Annotated in this window: 15 protein-coding genes and 1 pseudogene; 7 read left to right on the top strand and 9 right to left on the bottom strand. The window is 64.4% G+C overall.

Going from position 1 to position 17468, the window contains the following annotated elements:
* Positions 1 to 247: 247 nt before the first annotated feature.
* Positions 248 to 597 (top strand): annotated as a pseudogene (locus tag AC1DVM_RS12215) (endonuclease domain-containing protein).
* Between the two features lie 147 nt (positions 598 to 744).
* Here AC1DVM_RS12215 and murJ read toward each other — a convergent pair.
* Both murJ and AC1DVM_RS12205 read right to left on the bottom strand, forming a co-directional pair.
* Positions 745 to 2271, bottom strand: a complete 1527-nt coding sequence (gene murJ, locus AC1DVM_RS12210) for a murein biosynthesis integral membrane protein MurJ (protein WP_477254703.1) — start codon at positions 2269 to 2271, stop codon at positions 745 to 747.
* Between the two features lie 3 nt (positions 2272 to 2274).
* A complete protein-coding gene (locus tag AC1DVM_RS12205; RefSeq protein ID WP_477254702.1) occupies positions 2275 to 3261 on the bottom strand; it encodes a glycosyltransferase family 2 protein in 987 nt (328 codons plus the stop codon).
* A gap of 137 nt (positions 3262 to 3398) precedes the next feature.
* Between AC1DVM_RS12205 and AC1DVM_RS12200 the strand changes: the two genes are divergently transcribed.
* Positions 3399 to 4241, top strand: coding sequence for a ChbG/HpnK family deacetylase (locus tag AC1DVM_RS12200; RefSeq protein WP_477254701.1), 843 nt, complete (start codon positions 3399 to 3401; stop codon positions 4239 to 4241).
* Between the two features lie 4 nt (positions 4242 to 4245).
* Here AC1DVM_RS12200 and ada read toward each other — a convergent pair whose 3' ends face one another.
* Positions 4246 to 5328 carry a bifunctional DNA-binding transcriptional regulator/O6-methylguanine-DNA methyltransferase Ada gene (gene ada / locus AC1DVM_RS12195; protein ID WP_477254700.1) on the bottom strand — a complete coding sequence of 361 codons (1083 nt, stop codon included), beginning with the start codon at positions 5326 to 5328 and terminating at the stop codon, positions 4246 to 4248.
* 169 nt (positions 5329 to 5497) lie between these two features.
* Here ada and AC1DVM_RS12190 point away from each other — a divergent pair, with 169 nt between their 5' ends.
* Positions 5498 to 6700, top strand: coding sequence for an MFS transporter (locus AC1DVM_RS12190; protein ID WP_477254699.1), 1203 nt, complete (start codon positions 5498 to 5500; stop codon positions 6698 to 6700).
* A gap of 58 nt (positions 6701 to 6758) precedes the next feature.
* Here AC1DVM_RS12190 and AC1DVM_RS12185 read toward each other — a convergent pair whose 3' ends face one another.
* On the bottom strand, positions 6759 to 7358 hold the full coding sequence (locus tag AC1DVM_RS12185; protein ID WP_477254698.1) for a superoxide dismutase: 600 nt from the start codon (positions 7356 to 7358) through the stop codon (positions 6759 to 6761).
* Between the two features lie 285 nt (positions 7359 to 7643).
* Between AC1DVM_RS12185 and AC1DVM_RS12180 the strand changes: the two genes are divergently transcribed.
* Positions 7644 to 8603 carry a hypothetical protein gene (locus tag AC1DVM_RS12180; RefSeq protein ID WP_477254697.1) on the top strand — a complete coding sequence of 320 codons (960 nt, stop codon included), beginning with the start codon at positions 7644 to 7646 and terminating at the stop codon, positions 8601 to 8603.
* Here the strand turns inward: AC1DVM_RS12180 and AC1DVM_RS12175 are convergent.
* The 3 genes from AC1DVM_RS12175 to AC1DVM_RS12165 all read right to left on the bottom strand — a co-directional run bounded on the left by AC1DVM_RS12175 (position 8596) and on the right by AC1DVM_RS12165 (position 13735).
* Positions 8596 to 9156, bottom strand: a complete 561-nt coding sequence (locus AC1DVM_RS12175; RefSeq protein WP_477254696.1) for a hydrolase — start codon at positions 9154 to 9156, stop codon at positions 8596 to 8598. The genes AC1DVM_RS12180 and AC1DVM_RS12175 overlap by 8 nt on opposite strands.
* Positions 9156 to 11543 carry a PAS domain-containing protein gene (locus AC1DVM_RS12170; RefSeq protein ID WP_477254695.1) on the bottom strand — a complete coding sequence of 796 codons (2388 nt, stop codon included), beginning with the start codon at positions 11541 to 11543 and terminating at the stop codon, positions 9156 to 9158. The genes AC1DVM_RS12175 and AC1DVM_RS12170 overlap by 1 nt, the downstream gene beginning before the upstream one ends.
* Before the next feature lie 68 nt (positions 11544 to 11611).
* Positions 11612 to 13735 carry a S9 family peptidase gene (locus AC1DVM_RS12165; protein WP_477254694.1) on the bottom strand — a complete coding sequence of 708 codons (2124 nt, stop codon included), beginning with the start codon at positions 13733 to 13735 and terminating at the stop codon, positions 11612 to 11614.
* A gap of 382 nt (positions 13736 to 14117) precedes the next feature.
* On the opposite strand from AC1DVM_RS12165, the gene AC1DVM_RS12160 reads away from it, so the two are divergent.
* The 3 genes from AC1DVM_RS12160 (at position 14118) to AC1DVM_RS12150 (ending at position 16450) form a co-directional block, all read left to right on the top strand.
* Entirely contained in the window at positions 14118 to 14543 is a 426-nt protein-coding gene (locus AC1DVM_RS12160; protein WP_477254693.1) for a Ros/MucR family transcriptional regulator, read from the top strand.
* Positions 14544 to 14614: 71 nt separating this feature from the next.
* Positions 14615 to 15226 carry a class I SAM-dependent methyltransferase gene (locus AC1DVM_RS12155; RefSeq protein WP_477254692.1) on the top strand — a complete coding sequence of 204 codons (612 nt, stop codon included), beginning with the start codon at positions 14615 to 14617 and terminating at the stop codon, positions 15224 to 15226.
* A gap of 285 nt (positions 15227 to 15511) precedes the next feature.
* Positions 15512 to 16450 carry a DUF6456 domain-containing protein gene (locus tag AC1DVM_RS12150; protein ID WP_477254691.1) on the top strand — a complete coding sequence of 313 codons (939 nt, stop codon included), beginning with the start codon at positions 15512 to 15514 and terminating at the stop codon, positions 16448 to 16450.
* Positions 16451 to 16470: 20 nt separating this feature from the next.
* Here the strand turns inward: AC1DVM_RS12150 and AC1DVM_RS12145 are convergent, their stop codons facing one another.
* A complete protein-coding gene (locus AC1DVM_RS12145) occupies positions 16471 to 16896 on the bottom strand; it encodes a SufE family protein (protein WP_477254690.1) in 426 nt (141 codons plus the stop codon).
* A gap of 66 nt (positions 16897 to 16962) precedes the next feature.
* Positions 16963 to 17289 carry a hypothetical protein gene (locus tag AC1DVM_RS12140; protein WP_477254689.1) on the bottom strand — a complete coding sequence of 109 codons (327 nt, stop codon included), beginning with the start codon at positions 17287 to 17289 and terminating at the stop codon, positions 16963 to 16965.
* Between the last annotated feature and the right edge of the window lie 179 nt (positions 17290 to 17468).

Raw genomic sequence — 17468 nt, 5'->3', positions numbered from 1 at the left:
GGGTGAGGGTGCTGCCCGCTTGTCCGGTGATGCAGACCCCCTCACCCTCGCTTCGCTCGACCTCTCCCGGCCGGGGAGAGGTGGGGGGCGGCGCGCTTTTCTTCACCTCTCCCWTGAGGGAGAGGTCGGACCGCAGGTCCGGGTGAGGGTGCTCCTCGTCCCTCGCCAATACCTTATTGCAACAAAGTATCGCTTTCCCTACCATCTCCCTGGCGCGCACGGCTCGCGCCGTGGGAGCGGGTTGGGAATGCGGCAGTTCGTGCAGCGCGCAAGGCAGCTTCGCCGGCAGCAAACTGACGCAGAGGCCGTTCTTTGGCGCGCGATGCGCAACCGGAAGCTCGCCCGCTGGAAGTTTCGTCGGCAGCATGTGGTCGACCGGTTCATCGTTGCGTGTGCCTGGATGCTCGACTGATCGTCGAGGTCGATGGCGCGACTCATTCGGTGGATTCCGAATTGTCTTACGATGCTGAGAGAACGCGCATCCTCGAAGCCTGCGGATTCCATGTTCTGCGGCTCACGAACGCGGAGGTCTTTGCCAATATCGGCGGCGTCTTGGAGACCATTCTGGCGGAGCTGGAACATCGCGTTTTCCTGTGATGCACCAACCCCCTCACCCTCGCTTCGCTCGACCTCTCCCCACCGGGGAGAGGTGGGGGCGGCGCCCTTCCCGCCGCGGCGCTCTTTCTTCACCTCTCCCCGGTGGGGAGAGGTCGCGCCGCAGGCGCGGGTGAGGGAGGGACGCTGCTAGCTTCGCGCCAGTTTCACGCCGACGGCCTTCAGCCCGACGAGAAGGCCCGCGCCGTACACCAACGCGCCTCCCGTTCCCACGAGCGCCAGCAGGATTTCGTTGCGCCAGCGCGGCACACCCATCGCGAATGCAGAAATCGGCGCGGGGGCGAACCAGGCGAACAGGGCGAGCAGGATCGTCGCCCCCACGACCGCCGCGAGAATGCGACCGAGCTGCGCGCTCGGCGCCATCCAGTCGCGGCGCGTGGCGAGGAACACCAGCAGCACCAGGTTGACCCAGATGCCGATGGCGGTGCCAAGCGCCAGACCGACGACGCCATAGGTCTCCATCAGCATGATCTTGATGAGGACGTTGACGGCCACCGCCGACAAGGATGCGATCAGCGGCGTCATGGTGTCCGAGCGCGCATAGAAACTCGCCACCGCCGAGCGGATCAGCACGGCGGCCGGAAGACCGATCGCATAGGCGGCAAGAACAGCGCCGGAGCGTGCGGCGGCGGCGGCATCGAAGGCGCCGCGCTGGAACAGCGCCGACATGATCAGCTCCGGCAGCGTGATGAACGCGACGACGAAAGGCGCGGCGAGCGCCAGGGTGAGGCCGATGGCGCGGTTCTGCGAGCGATGGGCTCCGTCGGCATCGCCGGCCGCGATGCGGCGGCTCATTTCAGGCAGCAGCACGGTGCCGGCCGCGATCCCGATGACGCCGAGCGGGAGCTGATAGATCCGGTCCGCGTAATAGAGCGACGAGACGGCGCCCGTCGGCAGGAACGACGCGATGATCGTGTCGGCGAACAGCGCCAGCTGCACGCCCGCCGAGCCGATCACCGCGGGCCCCAGCGTCTTGAAGAAACGCCGCATGGCGGGGTCGAGTCGCGGCGTCGCGATCACCGGCACGGCGTTCAGCCGCCTGGCGGACATCCAGACGAGCAGCAATTCGAGAACGCCCGCCAGAGCGACGCCCCACGCGGCGGCGTGTCCCGCGGTGGGAAACAGAAACGCCAGCGCCAGCGCGGCGATGAGCGACACGTTGAGGAGTACCGGCGCCGCGGCTGCTGCTGCGAAACGCTCGTGGGCGTTGAGGATGGCGGAGAAGATGGTGACCAGGGTGACGAAGAGGAGATACGGGAAGGTGATGCGCGTCAGCGTCACCGCGAGGTCGAACTTCGCCGGATCGGCTGAAAATCCCGGGGCCAGAAGGGTGACGACCACCGGCATCGCCATCAGCGCGAGAGCCAGAAGTCCGATCTGCACGATCAGCATCAGCGTCGTGACGCGGCTCGCGAAAGAACGCGCGCTGCCCTCGCCATCGGTTTCGAGCACCTGCGCATAGGTGGGAAGGAATGCGCTGTTGAATGCGCCCTCGCTGAAGATGGCGCGAAAATGGTTGGGAATGCGGAACGCGACGAGAAACGCATCCGCGACCGGCCCGGCGCCCATCACCGCCGCCAGGATGACGTCGCGGATGAAGCCGGTGAGGCGCGAGACGAGCGTCCATCCGCCCACCGAGAGGATTTTCTTGAGCATCGATCAGGCCCGGCGTAACCGAGAATCGTCCTGGACAAGCGAATTGCTGACCTCGGCGGCGGTGCCGATGCGTTCGGCCACCACGTAGAGCGGCCGTCGCTTCACCTCGGCGAAGATGCGGCCCACATATTCGCCGATGATGCCGAGCGACAGCAATTGTACGCCGGCGAAGAAGGTGAGCGACACGATGAGGCTCGGGAAACCCGGCAGGTCGGTGCCGAACAGCATGGTCCGGATCATGAAGTAGATCGCGATGGCGATGGAGCAGATCGAGATCAGCGTGCCGAGATAGGTCCAGACCCGCAACGGCACGGTGGAGAACGACGTGATGCCGTCGAAGGCGAACCGGAACAGCTTGCGGAAGCTCCATTTCGTGGCGCCGTGCACGCGATCCTCCACCACGAAGGGCACGCCGATATTCCGGAACCCGATCCACGCATAGAGCCCCTTGGAGAAACGGGCCTTTTCGCCAAGCGTCCGCAGAACGTCGACACCCTTGCGGTCGATCAGCCTGAAATCGCCCGCGCCTTCCGGCAGGCTGATCTCGCCGAAGCGCGAGAAGAGGCTATAGAACAGATGGGCGAAACCGCGCTTGACCCGCGTCTCGTCGGAGCGGCCGGTGCGCTGGCCGTAGACCATCAGGTATCCCTCGCGCCACTTCTCCACGAAGGCCGCGATCATCTCGGGCGGGTGCTGGAGATCCGCATCCATGATGACGACCGCGTCGCCCCGCACATGGTCGAGGCCGGCCGCGATGGCGACCTCCTTGCCGAAATTGCGGCTGAACGACACCGCGCCGATCCGCGGGTCCGCGAGGCTCTGCTCGCGAACGAGCGCCAGGGTATCGTCGCGGCTCCCGTCGTCGACGAAAATGATCTCCCAGACCGGGGTAATGCGGTTGAGCACCGGCACGAGCCGCTGGCAGAGAGGCTCGATGTTGCCGCTCTCGTTATGGACCGGAATGATGACGCTGAGTTCGGGGGACGCCAAGCGATTGTCCTCTGTGGGGTGGGCGCATTGAGAGCCGAGTTTCCTTTTCGGCTCAAGAGGCTTAGAGCAATTTTTGGTTCGTGTGGCTAATCGCCGTGGCGAGGATGCGGCAAAGGTCTCGCTTTTTGGGGAATTCCATGGCTGCGACACGCAAGATCGTTCTCTGCGCGGACGATTTCGGCCTCACCGACGGCGTCAGCCGGGGCATTCTCGAACTGGCCGAAGCCGGCCGGATTTCGGCCACCGGCGCGATGACGAGCATGCCGGGTTGGCGGCGCTCCGCCCAGGCGCTCAAGCCTCTCGTCGGCCGCATCGGCATCGGGCTGCATCTCAACCTGACCGTTGGCGCGCCGATCGGGCCGATGCCGGTCCTGGCCCCCGGCGGGACCTTTCCCCCGCTCAAGGACCTGCTGGTGAAATCCCTGACGGGCCGGTTGCCATTGGCCGAATTGAGGGCCGAGATCGCCCGGCAATTCGTCGCCTTCGAGATCGTCCACGGCGAGATTCCGTCCTTCGTCGACGGCCACCAGCATGTCCATGTGCTGCCGGTGGTTCGGCTGGCGCTCCTGGCCGTCCTCACCGAGCGGGGCTATCAGGGCCAGCTCTGGGTGCGCGATCCCGCCGAGCCGCATAGCGCCATCCTCCGCAGGCCGGTGGGGCGTGCCAAGGCCCTGCTGGTGAGCGCTCTTTCGGCGGGGTTCGGCGCCCGCGTCCGCGCCGCCGGCTTTTCCATCAACGAGGGGTTCTCGGGCTATTCGCCGTTCGACGCCTCCGTGCCCTGCGAGAGCATCTTCAAATCGGCCTTGACGGCGCTCGGCCCGAAACCGGTCGTCATGTGCCATCCGGGCTATGTGGATGACGAATTGCGCGGTCTCGATCCCGCCGTCGAGAGCAGGCCGGCCGAACTCGATTATCTGAGGTCCGATGCCTTCGCGAGCATGCTGAGGAAACGCGACCTGACGCTCTCGACGGCGCCCTGAGGGTTCAAGCGACCTTCTCGCGGTCGAGAAGGGCTTGCTTACGCTCGACACCCCAGCGATAGCCCGACAGCGCGCCGTCGCTCCGGACCACCCGGTGGCACGGAATGGCCACCGCCAGCGCATTGGCGGCGCAGGCCTGCGCCACGCCCCTGACGGCTTTGGGCGATCCGATCCGCTGGGCGATATGCGCATAGCTCGCCGTCTGCCCCACCGGGATCTCGCGAAGCGCCTGCCAGACGCGCTGCTGGAAAGCTGTGCCGCGCAGGTCGAGCGGAAGGTCGAGGCCGATGGCGGGGGCTTCCACGAAGCCTACCACCTGCGCGACCATCCGCTCAAAATCCTCGTCTCCGCCGATCAGGTTGGCGCGGGGGAAACGATCCTGAAGGTTGCGCGCCAGGGCGTCCGGATCATCTCCCATGAGGATCGCGCAGATGCCTTTCTGGCTCGCCGCCACCAGGATCGCGCCGAGGGAACATTCCCCGACCGCGAAGCGAATGTCGGTATTGGCGCCCCCGGCCCGGAAATCGCGCGGCGTCATGCCCAGCATGCGGTCCGATTTTTCATAGAACCGGCTGTTCGAGTTGAAGCCCGAATCGTAGATCGCCTCGGTGACCGTGGTGCTGCGCGAGAGCTGTTCGCGGACCCGGCTCGCCCGCTGCGCCATGGAATATTCCTTCGGGGTCACGCCGGTGACCGACTTGAAGATCCGGTGAAAATGGAACGGGCTGAGGCCCGCGGTCTCGGCCAGCTTCGCCAGCGACGGGGCCTCCTCGGCCGCCTCGATGATCCGGCAGGCCTCGGCCACCAGGGCGGCATATTGCTCCTCCCGCGGCGGCTGGTCGGGCTTGCAGCGCTTGCAGGGACGAAATCCCGCCGCCTCCGCGTCGCCCGCTTTGGCGTGAAAGCGCACGTTTTTCGGATTGGCGAGGCGGGCACCGCAGGAGGGGCGGCAATAGACGCCGGTGGTGCTCACGGAATAGAAAAACGTCCCGTCGGCCGAGCGGTCACGGGCCGCGACGCGCGCCCAGCGGGGGTCGCGTTCGGTTGGAAGCTCGATTGCCGATTTCAGGTCTACCAGAGCATTCATGGCCCGCTCCTTATCGATATCTCATGACAGAAAAGCAATGTGGCATGAAGAGGCGAGGCGGCTCACTCCGGGTCTTGCTTTTGAATTGAAACGGGCCGGTGCGAAGGGCTGTTGCAATGGCGAGCCGGCGCTGCCATTCCCCCAGCACCGCTTCTCCTGGATTGCTTCGATGACCGAATCTCACATCGTGACGAGGGTGCGCCGCGCTAAGGCTTTTCCCCTCCCGGCCATCGTTCTCGGGGCTTCGCTTTTTCTCGTCACGGGGGCGGTCAATCTGCCGGCACCGCTCTATCCGGCCTATGCGGCCATGAGCGGCTACGGGACGGGCGGAGCGACGGTCGCTTTCGCCGCCTATGTGATGGGCCTTGTCCCTGTCCTGCTGCTGCTCGGCGGACTGTCGGACAGAATCGGCCGCAAGGTGACGATCCTGATGGCGCTGGCGCTCGCGGCCGGGGCAACGATCCTGCTCGCCTGGCTCCCGGGTCTGGAGACGCTCTTCGCGTCGCGGCTGCTTTATGGGATCGGCACCGGCCTGATCACCGGCACGGGCACGGCGTTCATGGTGGAGTTGCTGGGCGGGTCGGGCGATCCCGCCTCTTCCCAGCGCGGAGCGTTCCTGGTCACGGCGTCGACCTCGCTTGGCTTTGGCATCGGCGCTCTTGCGACCGGGCTTTGCCTTTTGGTGCAGGGTCCCGGCACGCTCCTGCCGGCGAGTTTTCTCGCCTATCTGCCCTTTGCCGGTCTCGGCGCGGTGGCGCTCATCGGTGTCGTGCCGGAACGCCGGCTCGTCCGGCAGAGCGAATGGATCCGGCCCCCGGTGTTTTTGAAGGGCACCGCCGCCTACGGGTTTGCGATCCTCATCGCCTGGGCGACCGTCGGTCTCGTCATCTCGGTGTTTCCGGCCGCATTGGCAGCGCATGGGATGGCAGCGTGGTCGGGGTTTTCGACCTTCCTCGTCATCTCGACGGGGTTGCTCTTCCAACCCCTGGCGCGGAGGCTTTCTCCCACAAAGGCGGTCGCGATCGGGATCGTTCTCGTCCCGCTCGGCTATCTGCTGCTGGCAACAGGCGCGCTGCTGCCGAGCCTTCCGCTCGTGCTCGCCGGCGCCGCCGTCACCAGTGCCGCCGCCTATGGCTTTACCTATCTCGGAGGACTGGCGGCCGTCTCGGCGGCTGCCACGGACGCGGATCGGGCGCGGGCCGCATCGGGGTATTTTCTCTATGCATATTTCGGGTTTTCGTTCCCCGTGGTGACGAGCGGGTTCCTGGCCGACCGTTTCGGCATGACAGTGGCGCTCGTCGCATTCGGGATCGCAACCGTCGTCGCGAGCATGGCGCTCGGCATTGCGCTGTTGCGAAAAGGACAGGCCTAGTTCCGGCGTAAAGCAGAACGGGGCCGCTGGGGCCCCGTTCTCCATGATGTCGACCTGCTTATTTGGAGGCCGCGTCGTACATTTCCGCGACGTGTTCCCAATTGACGAGATCGTCCAGGAACGCCTTCAGGTAATCGGGGCGACGGTTGCGATAATCGATGTAATAGGAATGCTCCCAGACGTCGCAGCCGAGGATCGGCTTGGCGCCGTGCACCAGCGGGTTTTCGCCGTTCGGGGTCTTCATGACGGTGATCTTCCCGTCCTTGACGGCGAGCCATGCCCAACCCGAACCGAACTGTCCGATGCCGGCGGCGATGAAATCCTCTTTCATCTTCTCGATCGAACCGAGATCAGCGATGATCTTCTTCTCGAGCGCGCCCGGCAGGGAGCCGCCGCCCTTGGGCTTCATCCACTGCCAGAAATGCAGGTGGTTGTAATGCTGCCCGGCATTGTTGAAGAGCGCCTGGTTCTTACCATAGCTGCCGGTGACGACCTCCTCGACGCTTTTGCCTTCGAACTCGGTCCCCTTCATCAGGTTGTTGCCGGTGTTCACGTAAGCGGCGTGGTGCTTGTCGTGATGGTATTCCAGCGTTTCCTTGGACATGTAAGGCTGCAACGCATCATAGGCGTAAGGCAGTTCGGGAAGGGTGAACGACATCGACATCTCCTTTTGGGAATTGAGCGACCCGAGGCTCGAAAGGGCTTTGGCCGGATGACGCATCCGGCCCACGCGAATTCGCTCAAACTCGTAAAACCTGCGCACGTGTCCCGTATGAAACTCCGTCGAGGTTTCGGGGACATGATGTAGTTAAAGCGCCCTATGCCGAAGGGCAACGGCGAAGCTGCGGACTTTTTTCGCGCCAAGCTTCCCTTGATATGATGCTTGCCCTATAAAAACAGTGCCTTGCCTTGCGGCAACCATCTGTTTTTAGTCGGAGATTGCATGATCGTCGCTCTTTACGCCCTCGCCCTGGCGATGATCGTTGGCGGGCTGTTCGCCGCCATTCTGGGTTGGGACATCGTGCTCGTCGAGCGCGGCTGGACGATGGTGATCTCCGGGATCATCGGCGCATCGAGCGGCGCCCTTCTCGTCGGCATCACCATGATCGTGGCGAAGCTCGCCCGCATCCAGGAAGAGCTCGCGCGCGTCCAGCTCAGCCTGGAGGACGATATCGAGACGGTCGTGGTGCCCACTTCCGCCGAGCAGGCGCGTGGCCGTATCATCGACGACGTGGCGAGCGCCGCCGCCGGGGTGGTCGCGGGCGGATTCTTCGGATCGCGAAGTGCCGCCGCCGGCTCATCGACCGAAGCTGCTCCTGCGGAGCGCCCGCTCTTCGACCGCGAGAGCATCGTCGCGTCCGAGAGCGACGAGGAGACGCGTCTCGACGAGGAAGAAGAGAAAGTCCCGTTCGAGCTGCGTTCGGCAACGCCGGCCGACGTCGCCGAACCGGGTGCCGACGAGGAGCGGGAGGACGTGTCGGAGGCTAAGGTCCCGGACTTTCTTTTTGCCGAGCGCTATCATCGCGAAACCATCATCACCGAGACCGTGTTCCCCGAACGCGAAGTCCCCGCATACGCCGACGTCCCGGCCGTGGAGCGGACGGAGGAAGAGCCATCGACCCCCTCCGAGCCGGATCTCGATCATGAAGATGTGTTCGAGTCCGAGATCGAAGAGGCGAGCGCCGAAGCCGAGACCGCTCCGGAGCCTGAAACCGCCGAGGAGAATGTGGGCCCGCCGACAATCATCGGCACCTACAATTCCGGCGAGAACAAATATGTGATGTTCTCCGATGGCTCCATCGAGGCCGAGACGCCGCAAGGCTTCTTCCGGTTCGCATCTCTCGACGAGCTGAAGGAATTCATCGCCGCCGGCGGCGAGGGAAATTCCTCGGGGTCTACTTGATCAGCGCCGACAGAGCACGGAAATCGTCCGTGCCCGCTCGGCCGAGCCATTCGAACACCACCATTTCGGTCGTCACCCAATGACAGCCCGTATGAAGCAGCCTTGCGCAGGCGGCGCTCACGCTTTCCGCCGCGCGGCTTGAAACGGCGTCCGCCACCACCGCGACCTCAAATCCCATCTGACGAAACTTCAGCGCGCTCTGCAGGACGCAGACATGCGCCTCCGTTCCGCAAATCACCAGTTGATCCCGGCCTTCGCGTTTCAGACCTGCGACCCGTTCACGGATGGCCTCGTCATAGGCTGCCGAAAAGGTCATCTTCTCAAGCACCACCGCGTTGCCGGGCAGCGCATCCCGCACGCCATCGACAGTCGGCCCGAGACCTTTCGGATATTGCTCGGTGACAGTCACCGGAACGGCAAGGCGCTCGGCGGCGCGCAGCAGAATACCGATCCGCGGCAGAAGCTTTTCGCCGTCGAGAATGGCCGGAAACAGACGCTGCTGCACGTCGACGACGAAGAGATGCGAACGTGAAGCGTCGAGCAGCATCGTCATCACAGCTCCAACGGAGGCACGGGCGGGTTGCCCGGGATCGGCATGGTCATGGTGAAACGAAGTCCCTCTTCGTGGAAGTCGATGTTCACTTCGGCACTGAGCTGCGTCGCCAGAACGCGCTGAAGCAACCGCGAACCGAAGCCCTGTCGCGAGGGCGCGGAAACCGGCGGGCCATCGATCTCGATCCACGCGAATTTGAGCACCGGAAGTCCCTCGCGCTCCTCGACGCTCCATTGCACGTCGACCTTGCCGCCGTAGGGGGAAAGCGCGCCATGCTTGGCGGCGTTCGTGGTGAGTTCGTGAATGGCCATGCCCACGGGCACCGCCGCCTCTGACGGAAGTTCGACCGATGGGCCCGAGATGAAGACGCGTTTGTGCGCTTCGTCGTCATAGGGGCCGAGTTCGATTCGGATCAGGTCCCCCAGCGAGGCCTTCTGCCAGTAATCCTCCGTCAGGAGATTGTGCGTGCGTGCCAGCGACACGATGCGGCCGACGAAGCTCTGGTAGAATTCGTCGATGCTCGACGTGGAGCGCGCGGTCGACCCCACGATGGCCTGCACCGTCGCCAGGGTGTTCTTGACCCGGTGATGCAATTCCCGGATCAACAGATGCTGACGTTGCTCGGCCTGCTTGTAGCGGGTCACGTCGATGTTGACGCCGATCATCCGCAACGGCTTTCCATCCGCATCGTAGAAGAATTTCGCGTTGACCTCGATGAACCGGATGGAACCATCGGGAAGCACGATGCGATGAGAGAAGACGATATCCGCGTCGCGGCGGTCCATCGCGGCCTGAATGACTTTCTTCGTCGGCTCGAGATCGGCCGGAACGACCCTTGATTCCCATCCGGCGAAATCATCCGTGAACGTGCCGGGCTCGAACGCGAACAGGCGCTCCTGTTCGCGCGTCCAGGTGACCTTGCCGGACGAAATATCCCAGTCGAAAACGCCGATCCCGAGCGCACGCTGCGCCAGCGACAAACGCTCCTCGCTCTCGCGGAGCGCCGTCGCGGTCTGCTTGATGTCGTGGATGTCGATGCTCGTGCCGCACCAGCCCATAAACAGGCCTGTGGCGCTGTGGAGCGGCGCGGCGCGGATCAGGTGCCAGCGATATTCCCCGTTGGCCGAACGATAACGCGCTTCCGTCTCATAAGGGGATTCGTTCTGCCGGACCGCCACGAGCTCTTCCTTCATGCGATCCAGGTCGGGCGGATAGATCGTCGTCATCCAGCTATGGCCGAGCGCGCGGTCTTTCGGAAATCCCGAATAGCGCACCCAGCGATCGTTGGTGAAGGTAAGCTCCAGTTCGGGCGTCACGATCCACACGAGGGCCGGGAGAGATTCGGCGATGATGCGGAAGCGGGCCTCGGTCTCACGCAGGTCGATCTCGGCGCGGGCTTTCTGAACCGCCGTCCAGGTGCGCTCGGCGACGTCCTGCACGAGCATCAGTTCGTCCGTCGACCATTTGCGCGGGCGTGCCGTGTTGAGATAGAGCAGCGCCACGAGCCGCTGGTTCTTCAGCAACGGCACGGCAAGCCCGCTTCGCGCATTGATGGTCTTGTAGATCTCGCGAGACGCGGGATCGCTCATCCGGGGATCGGTCTCCACATCGTCGACCGACAGGGCCTGGCCCTTCTTCAACTCGGTGATCATGTTGGGCAGGAAATCGTTGAGGCGAAACTGGCGCCCCTCGTTGCTCACCACCCACCGCGACCATTCCCGCGAGATGACGTTGACGCCGAGTTCCTCGTCGACTTCGCCGTAACCGGCGAAATCGGCCTCCAGGAACTGGCCGAGGCCCTTGACCGTCGCCTCCATGATCGTGTTGGGGTCGTCGAGATCCCGCACCTGGTCGTTCAGGTTCAGAAGGAATGTCTGGCGGCGTTGGGCAAGGGTGCCCTCCTGGCGCGTCCGCTCCTGCTCGGTCACATCCTGGATGATCGCCACCACCCGGACGGGTCGGCCGGTCTCGTCATACACCATGTGCCCGCGGAGCAGGATCAGGCGCGTCTTGCCGTCCGCGCGGACGATCCGGCTCTGGGTGTTGAAATCCGTGCGGGTCTGCTGCGCATAGGCCATCGCCTGCTCGACCCGGTTGCGGTCGTGGGGATGGAACAGCTCCTGGAACTCCGGGCAGGAGATCGGCTGGTTCGCGGTATAGCCGCAGGTGTCCCGGGCAGACGGCTCCATGACGATCTCATCGGTGAGCATGTCCCACTCGAAGGAGCCAAGCTTGCCGATTTCCAGCGCCATGCGCAGCTTGGCGGTGCTGTGCTGGAGCAGCTTTTCGGTGGCGCGAAGCCGTGCTTCCATCTCAGCCAGGCGTCCATCCTCGCCGACGGGCTCGGTCGGGGGATGAAGATCCGGCAGCCGGGCTATTTCTGTCATCGACGCATACCCTTCATACGGCACCCGCCGCAGGCGTCAGGCTCCAGAGGGTCAACGGTTGAGCGGGACTATGTTTCAAATCTAAATCCCTGGATGCTGCGCAACGCGAAAAGATACGTGAGAGCGACTTCCTCGAGCCGGTCGAACCGTCCCGCGGCGCCCCCGTGGCCCGCCTCCATGTTGAGCTTGAGCATGACGGGTCCTCCCCCGGTCATTGTCTGGCGCAACCTGGCGATCCATTTGGCTGGCTCCCAATAAGTGACGCGCGGGTCGGTCAAGCCGCCGAGGGCGAGCACGGCGGGATAGGATTGCGGAACGATATTATCATACGGCGAGTAGGAAAGTATGGTCCGAAATGCGGCCTCGTCGGCCGCCGGATTCCCCCATTCGGGCCATTCCGGCGGGGTGAGGGGAAGTTCCGCGTCGAGCATCGTGTTGAGCACGTCGACGAACGGAACTTCGGACACGATCCCGGCGAAGAGCTCCGGCGCGAGATTGGCCACCGCGCCCATGAGCATTCCGCCGGCGCTGCCGCCATGGGCCACGATCCGTCCCCGTGCCGTGTAGCCCGAGGCGGCCAGCGCTTCGCCGCACGCGATGAAATCCGTGAACGTGTTGGGTTTGTTCTCGCGCTTGCCGTCGAGATACCAGCGCCAGCCTTTTTCGGTCCCGCCCCGCACATGGGCGATCGCATAGACGAAGCCGCGATCGACCAGCGACAGGATATTGGTGCGAAAGCCGGCCGGTATCGACACGCCGTAGGATCCGTAGCCGTAGAGGAGGCAGGGGGCCGATCCGTCGAGAGCGACGTCCCGGCGATGGACCACCGAAATCGGCACCTGCGCGCCGTCGGGAGCCGTCGCGAAAAGGCGGCGGGTGACGTAATCCTCCGGGTGATGGCCGCTCGGCACCACCTGCCGCTTGCGCAAGGTCCGGGTCCCGGTCGCGAGGTCGAGGTCGGTGACCTCGCTCGGCGTGGTCAGCGAGGAATATCGGTAGCGGATCACGCTGGTGTCGTATTCGTAGCCGGGATCGACCCCGAGGGCGTAGGTATCCTCGTCGAAAGCGATGGTCTCCTCCCGACCGGAGGCGAAGTCCCGCACGACGATCCGCGGCCGCGCATCCTCGCGCTCGAGGCGCACGAGATGACGCGACAGCGCCATGGCGAAGAGGATCATCGTTCCGGCGCGGGAGGGGACGAGGTCGCGCCAATGCGAACGGCCGGGGTTGGCGACCGGCGCCGTCATGATCTTGAAATCCTCCGCCCCGTCGGCATTGGTGAGCAGGATGAGCTGCTTTGCGTGGTGCTCGACATTGTATTGAAGCCCGACCTTGCGGGGCTCCACCAGGCGCGGCACGGCACGGGGATCGGCGCGATCGAGAAGACGCACTTCCGAGGTCTCGTGGTCGCTCGCCTCGATCAGCACGAAGGCGCCCGACTGGGTCAGGCCGAGTTTGACGAAGAATCCCGAATCCGGCTCCTCGTAGATGACCGCGTCGCTCACGGGCGAGGTCCCGAGGAGGTGGCGTTTCACGCGGACCGGCCGGTGGTTGTCGTCGAGCTCGACGTAGTAGAATCCGCTCGAATTCCCGATCCAGACCACGCCCCCGGACGTGCGGGGAATCTCATCCGCCGAATCCGCGCCGGTCGCGAGGTCGCGGACCCGGATGGTGAAATATTCCGAGCCCTTGATGTCGGCGCTCCAGGCCATGAGCCGGTGGTCGGGCGAATGATCGGCGCCGCCGAGATCGAAGAAAGCCTGGCCCTTCGCCTCCTTGTCCGCATCGACCAGGATGGCTTCCACATGGCCATCCCGCGGAACGCGGCAGATCAGCGGATGCTGGCCGCCCTCGCGGTAGCGGGTGAAATAGGAATACGGCCCGTCCGGTTCGGGCACCGAGGAATCGTCCTCCTTGATGCGGCCCCGCATTTCGGCGACGAGCGTCTTCTGAAAAGTCTCCGTGCAGGCAAAGACCGCCGCCGTGTAGGCGTTTTCCCGTTCCAGGGCGGTGCGGATGGCGGGTTCGAGCGCCGCCGGGTCCTTCAGCACCTCGCGCCAGTTGTCAGCCTTCAGCCAGGCGTAATCGTCGGTGATGCGGGTTTCGTGAATGGTGAAGCTATGCGGCTTGGCGGGAACGGTGGGCGCAGCCGGCAGAGGGGGAGGGGGCGGCAGATCGGGTTTCATCGACATTCGGCTTCGCTCTGCGTGGAGGGGGCTAACGTCCCGGCTTCGGCGTGGGTCCACGACCATGCGATTTCGCAGCGTCCGAGGAAAGCTGATTTTCGACGGCGGCGAGTTCGTTAACGAATCGACATTACCTATCGTCATTCTTTGGGCGACGGATTGCCTCCTAATATTGCAAGCCTCAAGATGATACAAAGTTTTCCAGGGTTTTCATTGCGAACATCTTGTCACCGGAAGCAAATTGACATACCTGAACTAGCAAGCGTGAGTTCTGTTTGTTTACGGCTCGTGGCAAGGTGACGCCAACATTGCTTCGCCAAAGATCGCCCCTCGATGCATTGAGATGCCGACGGGTTGCTTGCGGGGGCCGGAAAGGAAGAAAAGTACCATGAGCGACACAATCGCTACATCCAACTATATTGAGCTGGCGGCCGACATCGTCTCTGCGTATGTGAGCAACAATTCCGTTCCGGCAGGTGAATTGCCTTCGCTGATCGGCGAAATTCATGCGGCATTGCTGCGCGTGGGTGGCGGCGGTGTCGAGGTGCCGGCGGAAGCGCCGAAGCCGGCGGTCTCGCTCAAGAAATCCGTGACGCCGGATTACATCATCTGTCTCGAGGACGGCAAGAAGTTCAAGTCCCTGAAGCGCCATCTTCGGACGCAATACAACATGACGCCGGAGCAGTACCGCGAGAAGTGGGGCCTGCCTGTCGATTACCCGATGGTGGCTCCCAACTACGCCAAGGCCCGCTCCGAGCTCGCCAAGGAAATGGGCCTCGGCCAGCAGCGCCGCAAGCGCCGCACGCGGGCCTGATCGATCCTCGCAATCACAAGCCGCCCTCCCATGGGCGGCTTTTTTTTCTCTATCCTGAAGAAAAATGCGCGATGCCCGGCGATCGTTTGGACAGCAAGGCGGGCTACGCGGAAAACGCCGATGCCCTGGTGGCGCAATACGAGAGCATCACCTTCGCCGAAACGCACCGGGACACGCTCCACCTTCTGCCCGCCGCCCCGGCCCGGATCCTCGATATCGGAGCGGGCTCAGGGCGGGATGCGGCGGCGCTCTGCGCACTCGGTCACTCGGTGGTGGCGGTCGAGCCGACCGCCGCCTTGCGCCAACAGGGTCAGCGCCTCCACGCGCAGGCGCCGATCGTCTGGCTCGACGATGAATTGCCCGATCTCCCCAGGCTCGCGGCTCGGGGCGACAGCTACGATCGAATCTACCTGACGGCAGTGTGGATGCATCTCGACGCGCAGGAGCGGGCGCGGGCGATGGCCCGCCTGCGCGATCTCATCGCCCCCGAAGGCCTGATCATCATGTCGTTGCGGCATGGCCCCATTCCGGAAGGGCGCCGCATGTTCGACGTCTCGACGAGCGAGACGGAAGAGCTTGCAGGTCGGCACCGGCTGCGGGCGGTGTTTCAGGCGGAACGCGGCGATATGCTGGGCCGCCCTGACGTGCGGTGGTCGCTCCTGGCTCTCCAGCCGGTGGCGTGAATTCTCGCGGCTTGGACCTGCGCCCGCACGTGGGTGGGCGATGCAACCTTAAGAAGAAACGACCTCAATCAGTCGGTCGCCGGCACCCACAGAGATTGTTCAACGTGATGGCCTTTTTCCTGTTCCGGCAAGCGCCTCGGCATACCGATAAGGCAGCCCCGCCGCTACCGCAGGTTTATCCTCGCAATCCACAGCCGCCGCAAACGTCTTGACAGATAGGAATATTGCCTCAGAATGGCGGCACAGATAAGCGTTCATTCGGCGTAGGGATATTAGGAACAAAACATGAACAAAAATGAGAATATTACAGAGAGCCGCAAGATTGACGGTGGCAGGCCTGCCGGTCGCGCAAAGGGAGCGGGACGGGATAATCCGACCATGGGCACGGCGATGAAGCGAGACGGGTTGGCCAGGGACCAAAAGCGCCTCCTGGCCTCCCTCGCCAAGCCCGCCGCCTTCGTGTTCGTCGATCCGACCAACGACCGCGACGTCATCCTCGGCACGAAGGCGGCGGCGGTTTCCATCGGCGCGGGTCGTTTCGCCCGCTCCGACGCCGAAGCGCTCGTCGGCCACGACCTCGCCCGCTGGACGGGAACCACCCGGCTCACCCTGCAGATCACCGAGGCGGGCAGGGCGCATCTACGCCGGGATGCGGCCGGAGCGGGCGGAGACGGCTTCTTCGACCAGCACCGCAAGACCGCCTCGGTTCAGGTCGAAACCGTTTCTGGAACAAAACGGGTACGAATCGATCTGGACGAAAGTCCGCTCGATTGGCTGCGCCGCCGCAAAGGGCGCGACGGCCAGCGCCTGATCGGAGCGGCGGATTACGCGGCGGGCGAGCGGCTGCGCAGCGATCTCATGCAGGCGGGCCTCCTGCCGAGCGTGACGGCCCGCTGGGACGCCATGCCGAAAGCCGCCGGCGCTTCGTCCCCGTCGGACGCGACCGACCGCATGGTCGCCGCGCGCCAGCGGGTGYGCCACGCCCTCGACGCCGTGGGCGGCGATTTCGGCGATTTGCTGATGGATCTCTGCGGCTTCCTGAAGGGCCTCGAACTCATCGAACGGGAACGCCACTGGCCGCCCCGCTCCGCGAAGGTGGTGGTCAAGCTCGCGCTCAGCCGGTTGGCCGCCCATTACGGAATCGAGACCTCCGCCCGCGGCCCCGCGGCGTCGCGCGGAATCCGGGCCTGGCAGGCGGTGGTGATCGAGGGCGGGCTGCGCTAGAGGCTATCGGGTCGGAACCCTCAGGCGGCGAGAGCGGACTGCGCATCGCGGCGGATGCGCTCGACCATGGATCTGACGCCGTTGGATCGTTGYGGCGTCAGATGCTGTTCGAGTTCGAGCGCCCGGAACAGATCCTGGGCGTCCGTGGCGACCGCCTCGGCGGGAGTCTTGTGGTTATAGAGCGAGATCAGCAGGGCCACGAGACCGCGCACGATGTGGGCGTCGCTGTCGCCGACAAGATGCAGGCGGGGGCCGCCTTCCGCGTTGTCGAGACGGGTCGTGAGCCAGACCTGACTGGCGCAGCCCCGGACCTTGTTCTCGTCCGTGTAAGCATCCTCGGGAAGCTTCTCCATGAGGCGACCCAACTCGATGAGGTAACGGTAGCGCTCGTCCCAATCGTCGAGGAGTTCGAAAGTCGAGACGATTTCGTCAATGGGCGGCAGCATGTCGGTCCAGATGTTGATGGCTGGCCTTCATATAGGAAGTGCGGCGGGATTTGGCGATGGAAAGGTCTAGGCGCCGGGCTTTTTCCACGCGCCGGTCCAAGCCGGGCGATGATCCTCCGGCAGCAGCGTATCCGTCTGTGGCGGTCGCTTCGCCTCGGTGGGACGCGGGGCGGAGGGCACGATCTTGTCGAGCACCGCCTGTCTCGCGCTTTCCGGCAGGGCATTCCAGGCGGCCTGGAGCCGTTCCGGACTGCCTCCTGTCAGCCTCTCCGACGAGTGCGTCGCCGCGCTGACGAGGGCATCGAGCGAGAGCCCGCCTTCCTGTTCCTGGCGCACGGGCGAAAAATAGAAGATCGCGCCGATCACAAGGGCTGCTCGCAGCAGGGAAAACATGGCGGCTCCTCCTCGGCGGGTGGGCCGGGATATGGGCCATCATAACGTGTCGTCGACAGGGCGCGTAGATGCGCCAGCCGGCACTTGCAAACAGCCTTAACCAATCGTTACCGCCGCGAACTTCGCCTGCTTCCGGCCAATCCCCAGCACTGGCGCGGAAAAAATGCCCGGCGGCAGCT

The sequence above is a fragment of the Microvirga sp. P4_A5 genome, assembly GCF_056402495.1.
The sequence above is the reverse complement of the archived record's forward strand: the minus strand, read 5'-3'. Positions and strand labels throughout refer to the sequence as shown.

Coding starts and splice junctions, on each gene's coding strand:
- murJ (WP_477254703.1), bottom strand. CDS start 2,271: ATGCTCAAGAAAATCCTCTCGGTGGGCGGATGGACGCTCGTCTCGCGC.
- AC1DVM_RS12155 (WP_477254692.1), top strand. CDS start 14,615: ATGCCCGGCGATCGTTTGGACAGCAAGGCGGGCTACGCGGAAAACGCC.
- AC1DVM_RS12160 (WP_477254693.1), top strand. CDS start 14,118: ATGAGCGACACAATCGCTACATCCAACTATATTGAGCTGGCGGCCGAC.
- AC1DVM_RS12180 (WP_477254697.1), top strand. CDS start 7,644: ATGATCGTCGCTCTTTACGCCCTCGCCCTGGCGATGATCGTTGGCGGG.
- AC1DVM_RS12185 (WP_477254698.1), bottom strand. CDS start 7,358: ATGTCGTTCACCCTTCCCGAACTGCCTTACGCCTATGATGCGTTGCAG.
- AC1DVM_RS12170 (WP_477254695.1), bottom strand. CDS start 11,543: ATGACAGAAATAGCCCGGCTGCCGGATCTTCATCCCCCGACCGAGCCC.
- AC1DVM_RS12140 (WP_477254689.1), bottom strand. CDS start 17,289: ATGTTTTCCCTGCTGCGAGCAGCCCTTGTGATCGGCGCGATCTTCTAT.
- ada (WP_477254700.1), bottom strand. CDS start 5,328: ATGAATGCTCTGGTAGACCTGAAATCGGCAATCGAGCTTCCAACCGAA.
- AC1DVM_RS12175 (WP_477254696.1), bottom strand. CDS start 9,156: ATGACGATGCTGCTCGACGCTTCACGTTCGCATCTCTTCGTCGTCGAC.
- AC1DVM_RS12165 (WP_477254694.1), bottom strand. CDS start 13,735: ATGTCGATGAAACCCGATCTGCCGCCCCCTCCCCCTCTGCCGGCTGCG.
- AC1DVM_RS12190 (WP_477254699.1), top strand. CDS start 5,498: ATGACCGAATCTCACATCGTGACGAGGGTGCGCCGCGCTAAGGCTTTT.
- AC1DVM_RS12200 (WP_477254701.1), top strand. CDS start 3,399: ATGGCTGCGACACGCAAGATCGTTCTCTGCGCGGACGATTTCGGCCTC.